The organism is Mesorhizobium sp. B2-6-1 (assembly GCF_006440475.1).
Taxonomy (GTDB): domain Bacteria; phylum Pseudomonadota; class Alphaproteobacteria; order Rhizobiales; family Rhizobiaceae; genus Mesorhizobium.
The window spans coordinates 90,396-105,929 of sequence record NZ_VFUH01000011.1; the positions used below are offsets into that span (position 1 = coordinate 90,396).

A 15,534-nucleotide genomic window follows, 5' to 3' on the forward strand; every position below is an offset into this window, starting at 1 on the left:
CATTGGAGACCGCAGCACCGTGGCCAGCGTCGAACAGGTTCCGTCTCGCAAGGGTCCTTCCCTTGCCGTCCAGGGCGCCATGCTGCTCCTGGTGACGGCTGCCGCCATCGGCATGGGCTGGCTGTCCGGCGGCTATCTCAAGGGTGTGGGGGCACCGGCATCGGTACCCGTCGCGCCGGAAAACGAGGGCAAGGTGCCCAAGCCCGCCGACGCGCAAGAGCCCGGCACGGGACCGTCACTCGTCGCGCTGGCGCCGATCACCACCAACATCGCCTCGCCCGCCGAGACCTGGATCAGGATGGAAGTGTCGGTAGTCTACGACGCGCCGCAGCCGCCGGCAATGTCGGATGAGATCCATCAGGATCTTCTGGCCTTCGTGCGCACCCTGAAGATGCACCAGATAGAAGGCGCCAGCGGCTATCAGCACCTGAAGGCCGATATCGAGGAGCGCGCCTCGATCCGCAGCCAGGGGCATGCCAAGCAGGTACTCATCAGGACGTTGCTGCTCGAATGAAGAAATTTCTTCTTGCCGCGGCGCTGCTCGGCGCCGCCACATCGATCGCGACGGCCCAGCAACTGGACCTCGGCGGCATCGGCAAGGCCGACGGCACCACCGTCGGCTACATCATCCAGATGTTCGGCCTGCTCACCGTGCTTTCGGTGGCGCCGGGCCTGCTGATCATGGTGACGAGCTTCACCCGTTTCGTCATCGCCTTCTCGATCCTGCGCGCCGGCATCGGCCTGCAGTCGACGCCGGCGAACCTTATCCTCATTTCGCTGTCACTGTTCATGACCTTCTATGTCATGGCGCCGACCTTCGACCAGGCCTGGAATACCGGCGTCAAGCCGCTGATGGACAACCAGATCAGCCAAACCGAGGCCTTCGAGAAGATTTCCGATCCCTTCCGCACCTTCATGCTGCACAATGTGCGCGACAAGGACTTCGACCTGTTCGCCGACCTCGCGCGCGAACGCGGCCAGACCGTTGCGAAGGAAACCGTCGACCTGCGCATCCTGGTGCCCGCCTTCATGATCTCCGAGATCAGGCGCGGCTTCGAGATCGGCTTCCTGATCGTGCTGCCGTTCCTGGTCATCGACCTGATCGTCGCCACCATCACAATGGCGATGGGCATGATGATGCTGCCGCCGACGGTGGTGTCGCTGCCCTTCAAGATCCTGTTCTTCGTCCTGATCGACGGCTGGAACCTGCTCGTCGGCAGCCTGGTGCGCTCCTTCAACTGATCGCGCCCGGCGCCGAACTGCGCCCTCCCGTTTTTTTCGACAATATTTTTCGATTAACCGTCCGGTTTAGTCCTTTGGTAGGGACTTGCCGCCATATTCCCCGCAGATGGCGGGTGATCGGATCTCAGACAGATCATTGGCATGATGCCGCTCCGTCATACCGGCCAATCCGGTATGTCAAAAAACACCTGTAAAAAGTAAGGTACGAGTAGACATGGCCAGTATCATGACCAATGCCTCGGCGCTGACCGCGCTGCAGAGCTTGAACGCCACCAACAAGAACCTCGAAACCACCCAGGCCCGCATCTCGACGGGCTATCGCGTTTCCCAGGCTTCGGACAACGCCGCTTACTGGTCGATCGCCACCACGATGCGTTCCGACAACCAGCAGATGTCGACCGTTTCGGACGCGCTCGGCCTCGGCGCCTCGAAGGTCGATACCGCTTACACCGGCATGAACAGCGCGATCGACACCATCAACCAGATCAAGACCAAGCTGACCGCCTCTTACGGCCAGACGGATGCCGACAAGGAAAAGACCCAGACCGAAATCGCCGCCCTTCAGAAGCAGCTGAAGGCCTATGCCGATGGCGCCAGCTTCTCCGGCACCAACATGCTGTCCGTGGACAGCGGCACGGGCACGTCCGTGGCGGACATCAAGATCGTTTCGGCCTTCAACCGTGACGCTTCCGGCGCGGTATCGATCTCGACGATCGACGTCAACGTGGAAAGCACCAAGCTGTACGAGGCGGGTACCACGGCCGGCACCGCGAAGGGCATCCTCGACGCCGCGCGTCTGGGCACCGACGGCAGCGTCACCGCCACGGCGGCTACTCCGGCTGCTGGTGCTACCGTTGCGGCCGGCGACACCTATTCGGTCGCCAGCCTGAAGATCTTCGACTCCGCAACGGGCAAGGGCTTCAGCGACGACCAGATCTCGGGGATGATGAACGTCGTCGACGCCGCGCTCAAGGACATGACGAACGCCGCCACCACGCTCGGCGCCGCCAAGAGCAGCATCGACCTGCAGAAGACGTTCACGCAGAGCCTGATGGACTCCATCGACCGCGGCGTTGGCCAGCTCGTCGATGCCGACATGAACAAGGAATCGACCCGCCTCCAGGCCCTGCAGGTTCAGCAGCAGCTCGGCATCCAGGCGCTGTCGATCGCCAACGGTTCGTCGCAGTCGATCCTGTCGCTCTTCCGCGGCTGATCGCCTTCACCATCCACGAACAGCACCAAGATATCGGGCCGCGCCAAAAGCGCGGCCCGATTGCGTTTGCTCCAGCCCCGCGCAATCCTCGTTCCTTAACTGTCGAAAGCTGACTTTTAACAGGGCGTTAACCATATCGCGCTAGCTATGGTTAACCAATAGCTTACGACAGGTTGTCGAATCGGCCCGACCGGCACGATCGCAGCCGATGGGCAGGCCGACCAGGCCTGTGGGCATGCCGGCTTAGAGAAGGAGCGAGTTTCTTGGCGAGCATCATGACGAACGCTGCGGCGTTGACTGCACTTCAAAGCCTCAACGCCACCAACAAGTCGCTCGAGCAGACACAGGCCCGCGTCTCGACGGGCTATCGCGTCTCCGAAGCCTCCGACAACGCCGCCTACTGGTCGATCGCCACCACCATGCGCTCCGACAACCAGGCGCTCTCGACCGTGCAGGATGCGCTCGGCCTCGGCGCCTCGAAGGTCGACACCGCCTATACCGGCATGAACAATGTGCTGGACACGATCGGCAAGATCAAAACCAAGCTGCTTTCGACCGTCGGCCAGACGGATGCCGCCAAGGCAAAGACGCAGACCGAAATCACGGCGCTTCAGGCGCAGATGAAATCCTTTGCCGACGCCGCCACCTTCTCCGGTTCGAATTTCCTGTCGGTGATCTCCAAGCAGGTGTCGGCCGCCAATGACGGCGTCCAGCCCGACTCCAAGATCGTGTCCTCGTTCAACCGCACCTCGTCCGGCGCCGTCCAACTCGGGACGATTGACATCGATGTCGAGAGCACCAAGCTTTTCGATTCCGGTCTCGCCGGCGAGGTCAAGAACCAGGGCATTCTCGACCGCAAGACATCGGTCTATTCGACCGCGGCCGCGCAGACCCTGTATGACACCGCCTATGCGGCATCGATCGCGGGTGGATCAACGGATATCGCAGCCAACACCGCCGGCCAGACCGCGGCGGGGGCGGTTGCCAAGGTCGACAATATTTCCGCCTACAATCTCGACATCACTGCGGCGGGCGTGACCGACGACATCATCACCCAGATGATCACCAAGATCGACAACGTCATGAGCCAGCTGACCGATTCCGCCACCATCCTCGGTTCGGCCAAGAGCAGCATCGACCTGCAGAAGACCTTCACGCAGAGCCTGATGGACTCCATCGACCGCGGTGTCGGCCAGCTCGTCGACGCCGACATGAACAAGGAATCGACCCGCCTTCAGGCGCTCCAGGTGCAGCAGCAGCTCGGCATCCAGTCGCTGTCGATCGCCAACAGTTCCTCGCAGTCGATCCTGTCGCTGTTCAAGAGCTGACCGCCCACTCGACGTCTTCACCTCAAGGTTGACGGGCCGCGCGCCGAGCGCGGCCCGATTTCATTTTCGCACAAGCTTCGAGGGCTAGTGTTCCAGCGGACAGTCATGCTGGGAGTAGTCGACCGTGCCGGAACAGATCCAGAGCATCATCGCGAATCTCCGCGGGTTTGGCGTGAAGCGCCTGGCCATGCTGGCGGGCATCGCCGCATTGGTGATGAGCGTCATCGGTGTCGCTTCCGTCTATCTCAACCGTCCGGCCTACGACACGCTCTATGTCGGGCTCGACCGCGCCGACGTGAACCAGATCGGCCTCGTGCTGGGCGAGGCCGGCATCGGCTTCGACGTCGGCTCCGACGGAACCTCGGTCCTGGTCCCGGCCGGCACCACCGCGCAGGCCCGCATGCTGCTTGCCGAAAAGGGCCTGCCGACCAGCGCCAATGCCGGCTATGAACTGTTCGACAATGTCGGCTCGCTCGGCCTGACCTCCTTCATGCAGCAGATCACGCGTGTGCGCGCGCTGGAGGGCGAAATATCGCGCACCATCCAGTCGATCGCGGGCGTCAAGGCTGCGCGCGTCCATATCGTTATGTCCGAGCGTGCCAATTTCCGCCGCGACGAGCAGCAGCCCTCCGCGTCGGTCGTCATCCGCTACGCCGGCATCGACGCCGAGAAAAGCGCCATGTCGATCCGCCATCTCGTCGCCGCCGCCGTTCCCGGCCTGTCGGCCGACAAGGTGACGGTGCTCGATTCCAACGGCAATCTGCTGGCGGCGGGAGATGATCCCTCCAACACAAGTGCCGCCCGCACGCTTGGCGTCGAACAAACCGTCGAGGCGCAGATCGGCGACAACATCCGGCGCGCCCTCACCCCGTATCTCGGCCCGGACAATTTCCGCGCCAGCGTCAAGGCCGACGTCAACACCGATACCCGCCAGACGGAGGAGACGATCTTCGATCCGGAGTCGCGCGTCGAGCGTTCGGTGCAGTCGGTGCGCGCCAACGAGAACAACAACCAGAAGCAGGCCTCCACCCCGGCCAGCGTCGAGCAGAACCTGCCCGAGACGCGGACGACCGCCACCGAGGGTCCGCAATCCTCCTCGCAGAACGACCGCAGGGAAGAGATCACCAACTACGAGATCAACTCCAAGAAGATCGCCACCGTCTCCAACGGCTACAGCGTCACCAAGATGTCTATCGCCGTGGTCGTCAACCAGGATCGGCTGAAGGCGATCCTGGGCAAGGACGCCACGCCCGAACAGATCGCCAAGCGCGTCGCCGACATCCAGAAGATGGTGACCTCTGCCACCGGCTTCGACGACAAGCGCGGCGATGTCATCGACGTCTCGGCGGTCGAGTTCATCGACGGGCTCGACGGCGAGGCGATCCCGCAGGCCGGAATGCTCGATTCCGTCGGCCAGCACGCCGGCACGCTGATCAATGCCGGCGCCTTCATCGTCGTGGTGTTCCTGGTGGCCTTCTTCGGCCTGCGCCCGATGGCGGCGGCCCTGACAGCAAAGGCGACGCCGTCCATAGCCGGTCCCAATTTCGACGAGGTCCAGCGCTCGCTGCCGACGCCAGAGGGCACGGCTTCCGCCGAAGCCGGCTCGGCCGTCGGCGCCTTGCCGGGCGTGCGGGCCGGCTCCACGCCGCTCGACGACCTGCGCCAGAAGATCAGGCCCGCGCCGCAGGAGCGGCTTGCCCGCATGGTCGACCTCAACGAGGAGCGCACAGCGCAGATCCTGCGCAAATGGGCGGCCCAGGAAGTCGCGGTGTAGTCCATGCCTTCCCTAGCCCTTTTCGATCTCCTGCCGGATTTCGGCCCGCGCCCGCAACGTGTCAGCCAGCCGAGGGCCGCCGCCGAGCACGAGCCGGAAGCAGCCGTGCCTCAAGCCGATATCGGCACGCTGATCGCCGAAGCGGTCGCCCAGGCGGAGGCAGCGCTTGGCGAGCGGCTTGCGGCTGCCCACGAAGCAGCGATGGACGCTGAACGCCGGGCGAATGCCGAGGAAGCGAAGGCCTTTCTCGAGAGCTTCGGCGGCGATGTCGGCGAGGCGGTCTCGCTGCGCATTGATGCCATGGAGGCGCGCGTGACGGACCTCGTCGCCGCCACGGTCGCCGGCATCATCGGCGGCATCGTCAGTGACGACCTGCAAAAGCGCTCGCTTGAAGCGCTTGCCGGTGCGGTCCGCGAAGCGGTCGGCGATGGCGAAGCGGTGCGCATAGTCGTTCGCGGCCCGCTTTCCCTTTTCGAAGCGCTGAAGGCATCGCTCGGAGCGCGCGCCGCCAATCTCGACTTCATCGAAGCTCCCGGCTTCGATCTCACGGTCTCCATCGACGAAGCGGTGTTCGAGACGCGCATGGCCGAATGGTCGGCAACGCTCTCCCAGGTGTTGGCATGAGCGTCGCCGATGCCGATCAGGCCAGGCACGAGATCATCATCGTGCGTCGTGGCCATGACGACCACGAGGAGGGCCATCACGGTGGCGTCTGGAAGATCGCCTTCGCCGACTTCATGACGGCCATGATGTGCTTCTTCCTGGTCATGTGGCTGATCAACGCCGCCAACGAACAGACCAAGGCGGCGGTCGCCAGCTATTTCAATCCGGTCAAGCTGGTCGACCGCACGTCGAGCCGCAAGGGCCTGGAGGATCTCGGCGACGGTCCGCGCGCCATCGGGCTGACCGCCGACAATCCGGAAGAGGCGGCCACCAAGGCCGGACAGGATGGAGCCGGCGGCGCGGGTTCATCCGATCCCAAAAAGGAAAAGCAGGAGCCGCAGCAGTCCGAGCAGTCCGACGAACACCTGTTCGCCGATCCCTACGCGGTGCTTTCGGAAATCGCCACCAACACCGGCATCATGCAGAACGTCAGCCAGAAGGGCGATGGCGGCGCGCAGAGTGCCGGCCCGGCAACGGGCGCTTCCGGCGGCGCCTCCTATCGCGATCCGTTCGAGCCTGATTTCTGGTCTCAGCAGGTGGCCTCGCCGGGCGCCGAGGCCAGCGCGCAGCGCGCCAGGATCGAAGGTGATCCGGTGAAGCCCGGCGACAAGGCCGCCGAGGCGCAGGTCGCCAAGGTCAAGGCCGTGCCGCCTGCGCCGCCGGTCATCGCGGCGCCGCTTGAACCTCTGGCAAAGGACGGCAAGGCCACAACGGCAATCGCCGAGGCGGGTGATGCGAAAGCCGGCGCCGCCGGGCCCGCGGACGCCAAGGTTGCCGCCGCCCAGGAGGCGGCCAAGCCCGATGCCGGCGAAAAGAAGCCGGGCGCGGCCGCGCTTAAGGCTGCGGCCGATGTCAGGCAGCAGCTGGCCGAGGCCTTCAAACCTGGCGACAAGTTGCACGACGGCGTCTCGGTCGAAGCCACCGACAAGGGCGTCCTCATCTCGATCACCGACCAGCTTGACTTCGGCATGTTCGAGGTCGGCTCCGCGATGCCGCGCCGTGAGCTGGTGCTCGCGATGGAAAAGATCGGCCGCATCGTCAACAGCCAGAAGGGCACGATCAGCATCAACGGCCACACCGACGCGCGGCCGTTCCGCAGCGCCGGCTACGACAATTGGCGGCTGTCGACGGCGCGCGCGCATTCGGCGTACTACATGCTGGTGCGCGGCGGCGTCGACGAGCGCCGCATCACCGAAGTCGCCGGCTTCGCCGACCGCCAGCCGAAGGACCCCGCCGATCCGCTGTCGGCGGTGAACCGCCGCATCGAGATACTGATGGCGACCGGCGGATGAGGCGGGCGGTCTTCACCAGCCGCTTGATGGGCCTTTTGCTGTTGGCCGGCCAGCCTACGGCCGCCCTCGCGCAGGATTCGTTGCAACCCTATCAGCTGGTGCGCTCGCTGCAGCTTATTCAGGACCGTATCGCCGTCGGCGACCACGCCGCGCTGCCGATGCAGTCCAAGCTGCTGGAGATGATCGATACGCGCTTGCGCGAGGCGGACAAGGACGATTTCAGGGATCCGAAGAATTTTCGCGCGCTGCTGGTCTACGGCATGAGCGGCGGCAACCCGGTGACCGTCGAGGCGGCCGTGTCGCGCGCCACCGCCGATGCGCGGGACCTAGCCCTTGCCAGGGGCGTCATCGATTACCTGAACGGCCGCCCCGCCGAGGCCATCGAAGCCTTGAAGCCGGTCGATCCGATGGCGGAGCCCAGCGACCTCGGCGCCTTCCTTGCCCTGGTCAAGGGTTCGCTGCTCGCCAGCGACCAGCCGGCCGCGGCGCTGGTGCTGCTCGACGAGGCGAAATTGCTCGGCCCCGGGACACTGGTCGAGGAGGCGGCATTGCGCCGCTCGGTCGGCATTGCGGTCGCGCAGCGCGACGCGGCGCGCTTTGCGCTTGCCTCCACACAATATGTCGAGCGCTATCTCTATTCGCCCTATGCCAGCCAGTTCGCCGACTCCTTCGTCTCGGGCGTGATTGAGCTGCACATGTCGATCAGCCAGGACAAATTGGCCGATATCACCTCAATGATGGATCCCGAGCGCGAGAAGGTCATTTATCTGCGCATCGCCCGCCGCGCCGCGATCGACGGCCTGAACGAACTGTCCGCCTTCGCCTCGGCGCGGGCCGAGCAAGGCCGCGACGGCAACACCAATCAGGGCGATCCGCGCGCCCTGCTCTACTCAAGCCTGTCCACCGTGACATCGGGTACCATCGAGGACGTGCGCGCCAAGCTGGGCAAGATCGACCGCAGCCGGTTATCGGACGGCGACCGCGCGCTGCTCGACGCCGCCGAGGCCATCGCCGGCGAAGTGGTGGCACCGCCCGCTTCCCTCCCGACCGCCAGCTCGGCACCTGCAGAGGTCATGCCATCGCACGAGCCCGAGCCTGCCGCCGCGCAGACGGCCGACGCCGCCGGATTGCCGCCCGTCGAGGGTGCTGTCTCCGAACGGCCGGCCGTCGCGCCATCCGGCGATACAGTGGCAGTTGCGCCGAACGCGCCGGCTCCGGGCGATGCGGCAACTGTCCTGCCGGCATCGGCGCCGGCGGCCGCGGCCAGCACCGACACGTCAGACCCAACCGATGCCGCGATGGTCAAAACCCGTCGACAGCTCGACCTGATCGACCAGATGCTTGGAGCCGCTCCGAAATGACCCCCAGCCTCGGTCCGGCGCTGCCGGGAATCACCACCGCGCGCACGACGGCGGAACAGCCGGCGGCGACCGGAAAAAATGACGACACGGGTTTCGGCAAGATGCTCGACGACAAGGCCGGCCCGGCCCACCCGGACAAGCATCCGGCAGCCGGGGCCGGATCGCGCGATGAGCGCTGGAGCAGGCTTGCCGCCGGTCCTGCCGGGCAGAAGGACGAGCCACTGCCGGCTGGCAAGGCAAGGATCCCATCCAGCGGAATGCCGGCCGCGAAAACGGCCAGGGACGACAAGACCGCCGAGCCGGACAAGGACTCCGATGGCGCAGCGGCCGCGACAGGTGCGACGCCGCTCGAGGACCATCTGCCGTTGCTGATCGCGTTCCATGACCTGCGCCATTTCTCGACATCGGCCAGACCGGCCGATACGAACGAAACCGGACAGGAACCGGCGCTCGACGGGCAGCTCCTGCCGAAGGCCTACCGGCCGAAATCCGCCGCCGGGCATGACGATCTCGACCCGATCTCGAAGCCCGAGCGGACATCGCTCGTCGATGGGTCGCTGACCAAGCTCGATGGCCAGACCGTCCACGACGCCGCTGGCACGCCAAAACGCGACAATGCGATCGCGGCCGGGCCGCTGCCCCAGACAGCGCCGGCCGAAGTGCCGGGCGTGGATCCGAAGCAGGCGGCACCGCAGCTGAAATCCATGGCCGATGTTCAGTCCTCGTTGCGGCACGAGCCCGGAAAACAACTGTCGGCGGCAGGGCGCATCGACGTGGTCTCCGAGCGCAGCTTCCCTGCCCCGCCGCAGGCGCCGATGAGCCAGGCCGCCCTCAACGTGATCGGCGCCATAACAGCCGATGGCGGCCCGAAAACGACGCTTTCGACACACTCCGCAACCGCGCAACTGACAGGCCCTGTTGCCGCCGCGACACATGTGTTGAAGATCGAACTTCATCCGGCCGAGCTTGGCATGGTCACCGCCAATCTTCGCCTCTCCGGAGAACAACTTTCGATTGAGTTGAAGCCTCAAACACATGACGCCTACCACCGGCTGTCCTCTGATAGCGATGCCATCGTCAAGTCCCTGCGCGGACTCGGCTTCGAGGTTGACAAGGTCACGATACTACAACCTTCGGTAGCGGTCCCCGCAACGACCCGCACTGATGCGACCGCATCCTTGCAGACGGCGGCGGGCCGCGACCAGTCGTCCTTTCAACCCGGGAATTCCGGCGGCGGCAACAGCGGCGCCGGCGGCCAGCAACCGGGCCAGCAATCCGCCGGAAGACACAATGATGACGCGCAAGCACACGGCCGCCCCGCTTCGCCTTCTCGCGAGCGCGCTGGCGGCGATATCTTTATCTAGTCTTGCGAGCGCCGCCGCTGCCGCCGCCAATGCTTGCGAACCGGAGATCCTGCGCGCCGCCGACCACTATGGCGTGCCGGCCGGCATCCTCTATGCCGTCGGCTTGACCGAGACCGGCAAGAAGGGAAGCTTGCAGCCCAACGCATTGAATATAGAAGGAAAAGCAGTCTTCCCGACAAGCCGCGCCGAAGCTCTTGCCACCTTCGCCAATGCCCGACGCGAAGGCAAGACGCTGATTGATCTCGGCTGCATGCAAATCAATCACCACTACCACGGCGCGCATTTTCGCAGCGTCGAGGACATGCTAGATCCGCGTCAGAATGTCGACTATGCGGCGCGTTTCCTGGCCAGCCTTCATGCCCGTCACGTGACCTGGTCGATGGCTGTCGCCCGCTATCACGCGGGGCCCGACAACGACCCGGCGCAGAAGGTCTATGTCTGCCGCGTGATATCAAATATGGTGGCCACCGGCTTCGGCAAATGGACCGGCAACGCTCGCACGTTCTGCAATCCATGAGTGTATTGTTGCATCTCATGCAATCGGTCGCAAAGTCTCGGCGTTGCGCTTCGACTTGGCCGGGACTTGGAGCACGAAGCATATCTCACCCCACGCTAATGCAACCGATGCGATTCCGGACTCCCAAGAAACTAGTTACAAGAAATGACGGTTGTTCAGGATTCCTGCCAGCGGATACGGCTTTCCCCACGGGGCAGATGAGCTGATTCGGAGGCGGGGCCGATGATCGTTATCGTTGACGAGCGAGAGCTCGTGACAGACGGATACAATTCACTTTTTGACCGCGAGGGCATCGCCTGCGCGGGCTTCGCTTCCGGCGAATTCGGCGAGTGGGTGAACTCGGCCGCCGATGCCGATCTGCGCTCGGTCCGGGCCTTCCTCATCGGCGACTGCCGCGAAGGCGCGATCTCTCCGCGCCAGATCCGCGACCGCACCGGAGCCCCGGTGATTGCTCTCAGCGAGCAGCATTCGCTGGAGAACACGTTGCGGCTGTTCGAGAGCGGTGTCGATGACGTCATCCGCAAGCCGGTCCATATCCGCGAGATCCTGGCCCGCATAACAGCCATCCGCCGCCGCGCCAACGAGGATGCCGCCTTTACCGAGATCGGCGCCATGCGCATCTTCATGGATGGCCGCGACCCTGAAATCAATGGCCAGCCGCTTCCCTTGCCGCGCCGTGAGCGCCGCATTCTCGAATATTTGGCAAGCAATCGCGGCCGCCGCGTCACCAAGACCCAAGTATTCAACGCCATCTACGGCATCTTCGACGAAGAGGTCGAGGAGAACGTGGTGGAAAGCCACATCAGCAAGCTGCGCAAGAAGCTGCGCGAGAAGCTGGGCACCGATCCGATCGATTCCAAGCGCTTCCTCGGTTACCGGCTGGTGTTCTGATGCACCGCCGCGCCAGCCTCGCGCAAGACAGGACGCGTAGCCTCGCTGCCAATGGCATGGACATTGCGGAGACATTTCGATGAGCCTCTACGGGATGATGCGGACCGGCGTTTCCGGCATGAACGCGCAGGCCAACCGTCTGTCGACGACAGCCGACAACATCGCCAATTCCGATACCACCGGCTACAAGCGGTCATCCGCCGAATTCTCAACACTGGTCATGCCATCGACGGGCGGCGCCTATAATTCCGGCGGCATCACCACCACGATCCGGCAGGCGGTCAGCGATCCCGGCGTGCTCCAATACACCACCTCTGTCTCCGATCTTGCCGTCAGCGGCGACGGCTTCTTTGTCGTCCAGGACCCGAGCGGTACGCCTTTCCTGACCCGCGCCGGTGCCTTCGTTCCCGATGGACAGGGCAGGCTGGTCAACTCGGCCGGCTTCCAGCTGATGGCCTACAGCTACGAAAATGGCGTGCCGGCGGCGACGGTGAACGGTTTTGAAGGACTGGTCCCGGTCGTCATCTCCGACCAGGGAATGACCGCGACCCCGAGCACCGAGGGTCTCTACAGCGGCAACTTGCCCGCAGGCGCGACGCCGGTCGCGGCCGGCAACCTGCCCACCACCAACGCCGCAGGCGCGCAGTACACCTCGAAATCCTCGATGGTCGCCTATGACAATCTCGGCAACAAGAAGCTGCTCGACGTCTATTTCACCAACACCGGCGCCGGCACCTGGCAGGTGTCGGTCTTCGACCAGTCGAAGGCGACCGCCGGAACGTCATTCCCCTACACCGGCGGCGCGCTTGGCTCGGCCAACCTGACCTTCGACACGACCACGGGCAAGCTCACCGGCGCCGTCGACAGCGTCTCGCTCACCGTGCCCAACGGCAGCACCTTTTCACTGGATCTGTCGGCATTGACCCAGCTCGGCACCGGCTTCACGGTTTCGGACGCTCAGGTCAACGGCAACGCGCCGAGCACCATCGACAAGGTGCAGATCAGCAAGGACGGCACCATCTACGCCCAGTACAAGGACGGCTCCACCAAGCCGCTCTACAAGATCCCGCTGGCCGATGTGCAGAGTCCCGACCAGCTCACCGCGCTGCCCGGCAATGTGTACTCGCAGGGCACCGAATCCGGCGCGGTCCGCGTCGGCTTTGCCAATGAAGGCAAGCTCGGCTCCATCATCTCCGGCGCGCTCGAGAATTCGAACGTCGATATCGCCGAGGAACTGACCAACATGATCGCGGCGCAACGCAGCTACACCGCCAATTCGAAAGTCTTCCAGACCGGTTCCGACCTGATGGACGTCCTTGTCAACCTGAAGAGATAAAACCGGGCAACGCCCGTGAAAGACCCGCATGTCGCTTTCCACCGCATTGAGCATCGCCCAATCGGCGCTTATGAACACCGCTCGGCAGACCAGCGTTGTCTCGCGCAACGTCGCCGACGCTTCCAATCCGGACTATACGCGCCGCATCGCCGTCGTCACCAGCACGGCGCCGGGCGCGCGCTCGGTTGATATCCAGCGCGTAGCCAACGACCTGCTCTTCCGCCAGAATCTCAGCGCCCTGTCGGCGTACAGCGGCCAAAACGCGCTCTATAGCGGCCTGGATCAGCTGGATGTTTCGGTCAATGGCGTTGACAATGCGTCCTCTCCCTCGACCGCGATCGGCAATTTGCAGCAGGCGCTGCAGCTCTATGCCACCTCGCCCTCGAACCAGAATCTCGGCTCCAGCGTCATCGACGCAGCCAAGCAGGTCGTGCGTTCCCTGAACGAAGGCTCCAGGGCCATTCAGGACTTTCGCACCCAGACCGACGGCCAGATCGCCACCGCGGTAGACGATCTTAACTCGCTGCTCAGCCAGTTCCAGGATGCCAACCAGGCTGTCATATCAGGCACGCGCTCCGGCACCGACGTGTCCGATGCGCTGGACCAGCGCGACGCGCTTTTGAAGAAGATCTCGGACTATGTTCCGGTCTCGACCTTCACGCGCGGCGACAATGACATGGTCATCACCACGGGTGACGGCACGACGCTGTTCGAAACCATCCCGCGAACGGTCAGCTTCGCCCCATCCTCCGGCTACAGCGCCGGTACCGTCGGCAACGCACTCTACATCGATAACGTGCCGATCTCGGCGGGAACCGGCGGCAACACCAGCGCCAGCGGCAAGCTTGCCGGTTTGCTGCAATTGCGCGATGGCGTGGCCTCGACCATGCAGAGCCAGCTCGACGAGACCGCGCGCGGCCTGATCACGGCCTTCGCCGAGACCGCGCCGTCAATGCCCAACGCCGCCGGGCTGTTCACCTGGTCTGGCGCGCCGGCGGTGCCGGCCGCTGGCACGCTGGTCAATGGCCTTGCCGGCACGATCAGCGTCAATGCCGCCATGGATCCAAGTGTCGGCGGCAATCCGGCACTGCTGCGCGACGGCGGCGCCAACGGCGCGGCCTATGTCGTCAACACCGGCGGCGCCTCCTATTCCAGCCTTCTGGTCGCCTATGGCGACCGGCTCGATCAGCCGATGACATTCGACCCCGCCGCCGGGATTTCGGCGACGTCGAGCGTTGCCGATTATGCCGCCAATTCGATCGGGTGGCTCCAGGGCGTGCGCCAGCAGGCGTCGACCGCAGCCGACGCCAAGCAAGCTTTGGCATCGCGCAGCGCCGAGGCGCTGTCCAACGCCACCGGCGTCAATGTCGACCAGGAAATGTCGCTGCTTCTCGATCTCGAACATACCTATCAGGCATCGGCCCGAATGATGAAAACCGTCGACGACATGTTGGCGGCTCTGCTCAGCGCGGTGGGATAATCCATGACCTCAGTCTCTTCGGCCGCTCTCTCGAACGCCATGCGCTATCAGCAGATGCGCATGCAGGCCGAGCTCGTCAAAGCCACGAAGGAGTCCTCGACCGGCAGGGTCGCCGATGTCGGCCTGGCGCTGGGCGGACGCACCGCCCAGTCCGTCACCTTCTCGCGCGATCTCGACCGGCTCAATGTCATTATCGATTCCAACGGCCTGGTGGCCGCCCGGCTCTCCTCGACGCAGACCTCGCTCGGCCAGCTCTCCAGCGTCGCGCAGACCTTGCTGTCGAGCCTGACCACCTCAACGTCGGGCGATTCTTCCGCCAACCTCACCCAGTCGGCCGGCAAGACGGCCGTCCAGCAGCTCGCCTCGATCCTCAACACCAGCGTCAACGGCGAGTATCTGTTTGCCGGCACCAACACCGACGTCAAGCCGATCAACGATTTCACAGCGGCCGGATCACCCGCCAAGGCTGCCTTCGACGCCTCCTTTGTCGCCAATTTCGGTTTCACGCCGGATGACCCCGCCGCGGCAAACATCACCGCGGCCCAGATGGACGATTTCATCACCAACGACGTCGAGCCGCAGTTCTTCGGTTCGGGCTGGCAGGCCAACTGGTCGAACGCCACCGACCAGCAGATCGTCAGCCGCATCGCGCTCAACGAAACCACCGCGACCTCGACCAGCGCCAACAGCGACGGCATCAAGAAGCTCGCCATGGCGGCGGCCATGGTCTCCAGCCTGATGTCGACCAACATCAGCCAGGCGGCGAAGGACACCATCGTCGGCCGCTCGCAGTCGCTGGTCGGCGAAGCGCTGAGCGGCATCGGCCAGGTTCAGTCCGAAACCGGCATCGTCCAGAAGCGCGTGTCCGACGCTGTCGACCGCATGAAGACGCAGGTCGACCTGTTCGAGCGCCACATTCTCGATCTTGAAGCGGTCGACCCGGCCGAAGCCGCGACCCGCGTCGCCGACCTGACGCAGCACATCGAGACCTCCTTCGCATTGACGGCGCGGCTCCAGCAGCTCAGCCTGTTGAATTACCTGACCTGACAACTCTGAACCGGAACGGTAGAGCC

At 64.5% G+C, this 15,534-nt stretch carries 14 protein-coding genes; all 14 read left to right on the forward strand.

Annotated features, from left to right (window positions below; all coding sequences use genetic code 11):
• Positions 1 to 19 precede the first annotated feature (19 nt).
• Entirely contained in the window at positions 20 to 514 is a 495-nt protein-coding gene (locus FJ443_RS21750; protein ID WP_140496219.1) for a flagellar basal body-associated FliL family protein, read from the forward strand.
• Entirely contained in the window at positions 511 to 1,242 is a 732-nt protein-coding gene (fliP, locus tag FJ443_RS21755; protein WP_140513640.1) for a flagellar type III secretion system pore protein FliP, read from the forward strand. Before FJ443_RS21750 ends, fliP begins: the two co-directional genes overlap by 4 nt.
• A 214-nt stretch (positions 1,243 to 1,456) precedes the next feature.
• Positions 1,457 to 2,455, forward strand: a complete 999-nt coding sequence (locus FJ443_RS21760) for a flagellin (protein ID WP_140496221.1) — start codon at positions 1,457 to 1,459, stop codon at positions 2,453 to 2,455.
• Positions 2,456 to 2,718: 263 nt separating this feature from the next.
• Positions 2,719 to 3,783, forward strand: coding sequence for a flagellin (locus tag FJ443_RS21765; RefSeq protein WP_140496222.1), 1,065 nt, complete (start codon positions 2,719 to 2,721; stop codon positions 3,781 to 3,783).
• Between the two features lie 124 nt (positions 3,784 to 3,907).
• Complete coding sequence (gene fliF, locus FJ443_RS21770; RefSeq protein ID WP_140665842.1) at positions 3,908 to 5,557, forward strand: flagellar basal-body MS-ring/collar protein FliF; 1,650 nt, start codon at positions 3,908 to 3,910, stop codon at positions 5,555 to 5,557.
• A gap of 3 nt (positions 5,558 to 5,560) precedes the next feature.
• Positions 5,561 to 6,181 carry a hypothetical protein gene (locus FJ443_RS21775; protein ID WP_140665846.1) on the forward strand — a complete coding sequence of 207 codons (621 nt, stop codon included), beginning with the start codon at positions 5,561 to 5,563 and terminating at the stop codon, positions 6,179 to 6,181.
• Positions 6,178 to 7,512, forward strand: coding sequence for a MotB family protein (locus tag FJ443_RS21780; RefSeq protein ID WP_140522326.1), 1,335 nt, complete (start codon positions 6,178 to 6,180; stop codon positions 7,510 to 7,512). The genes FJ443_RS21775 and FJ443_RS21780 overlap by 4 nt, the downstream gene beginning before the upstream one ends.
• Entirely contained in the window at positions 7,509 to 8,873 is a 1,365-nt protein-coding gene (locus tag FJ443_RS21785; protein WP_140650217.1) for a chemotaxis protein MotC, read from the forward strand. The genes FJ443_RS21780 and FJ443_RS21785 overlap by 4 nt, the downstream gene beginning before the upstream one ends.
• Positions 8,870 to 10,237: a flagellar hook-length control protein FliK gene (locus FJ443_RS21790; protein ID WP_140650215.1), complete on the forward strand. Its 1,368-nt coding sequence runs from the start codon at positions 8,870 to 8,872 to the stop codon at positions 10,235 to 10,237. Before FJ443_RS21785 ends, FJ443_RS21790 begins: the two co-directional genes overlap by 4 nt.
• The gene (locus FJ443_RS21795; protein WP_181165242.1) at positions 10,167 to 10,754 is read left to right on the forward strand and encodes a lytic transglycosylase domain-containing protein; all 588 of its coding nucleotides are present in this window, start codon (positions 10,167 to 10,169) and stop codon (positions 10,752 to 10,754) included. Before FJ443_RS21790 ends, FJ443_RS21795 begins: the two co-directional genes overlap by 71 nt.
• Before the next feature lie 222 nt (positions 10,755 to 10,976).
• Positions 10,977 to 11,645, forward strand: coding sequence for a response regulator transcription factor (locus FJ443_RS21800; RefSeq protein WP_140496228.1), 669 nt, complete (start codon positions 10,977 to 10,979; stop codon positions 11,643 to 11,645).
• 79 nt (positions 11,646 to 11,724) lie between these two features.
• Entirely contained in the window at positions 11,725 to 12,981 is a 1,257-nt protein-coding gene (locus FJ443_RS21805) for a flagellar hook protein FlgE (RefSeq protein WP_140522332.1), read from the forward strand.
• 28 nt (positions 12,982 to 13,009) lie between these two features.
• Positions 13,010 to 14,461 (forward strand): flagellar hook-associated protein FlgK, encoded by a 1,452-nt coding sequence (gene flgK / locus FJ443_RS21810; RefSeq protein WP_140560324.1) that lies wholly within the window; start codon positions 13,010 to 13,012, stop codon positions 14,459 to 14,461.
• Between the two features lie 3 nt (positions 14,462 to 14,464).
• Positions 14,465 to 15,508 (forward strand): flagellar hook-associated family protein, encoded by a 1,044-nt coding sequence (locus FJ443_RS21815; protein WP_140496231.1) that lies wholly within the window; start codon positions 14,465 to 14,467, stop codon positions 15,506 to 15,508.
• Positions 15,509 to 15,534 lie beyond the last annotated feature (26 nt).

What these genes read in the sequence shown, in the direction of transcription:
- fliP (WP_140513640.1), top strand. Translation starts at nt 511, where the DNA reads ATGAAGAAATTTCTTCTTGCCGCGGCGCTGCTCGGCGCCGCCACATCG.
- FJ443_RS21795 (WP_181165242.1), top strand. Translation starts at nt 10,167, where the DNA reads ATGACGCGCAAGCACACGGCCGCCCCGCTTCGCCTTCTCGCGAGCGCG.
- flgK (WP_140560324.1), top strand. Translation starts at nt 13,010, where the DNA reads ATGTCGCTTTCCACCGCATTGAGCATCGCCCAATCGGCGCTTATGAAC.
- FJ443_RS21780 (WP_140522326.1), top strand. Translation starts at nt 6,178, where the DNA reads ATGAGCGTCGCCGATGCCGATCAGGCCAGGCACGAGATCATCATCGTG.
- FJ443_RS21775 (WP_140665846.1), top strand. Translation starts at nt 5,561, where the DNA reads ATGCCTTCCCTAGCCCTTTTCGATCTCCTGCCGGATTTCGGCCCGCGC.
- FJ443_RS21790 (WP_140650215.1), top strand. Translation starts at nt 8,870, where the DNA reads ATGACCCCCAGCCTCGGTCCGGCGCTGCCGGGAATCACCACCGCGCGC.
- FJ443_RS21800 (WP_140496228.1), top strand. Translation starts at nt 10,977, where the DNA reads ATGATCGTTATCGTTGACGAGCGAGAGCTCGTGACAGACGGATACAAT.
- FJ443_RS21815 (WP_140496231.1), top strand. Translation starts at nt 14,465, where the DNA reads ATGACCTCAGTCTCTTCGGCCGCTCTCTCGAACGCCATGCGCTATCAG.
- FJ443_RS21805 (WP_140522332.1), top strand. Translation starts at nt 11,725, where the DNA reads ATGAGCCTCTACGGGATGATGCGGACCGGCGTTTCCGGCATGAACGCG.
- FJ443_RS21785 (WP_140650217.1), top strand. Translation starts at nt 7,509, where the DNA reads ATGAGGCGGGCGGTCTTCACCAGCCGCTTGATGGGCCTTTTGCTGTTG.
- FJ443_RS21760 (WP_140496221.1), top strand. Translation starts at nt 1,457, where the DNA reads ATGGCCAGTATCATGACCAATGCCTCGGCGCTGACCGCGCTGCAGAGC.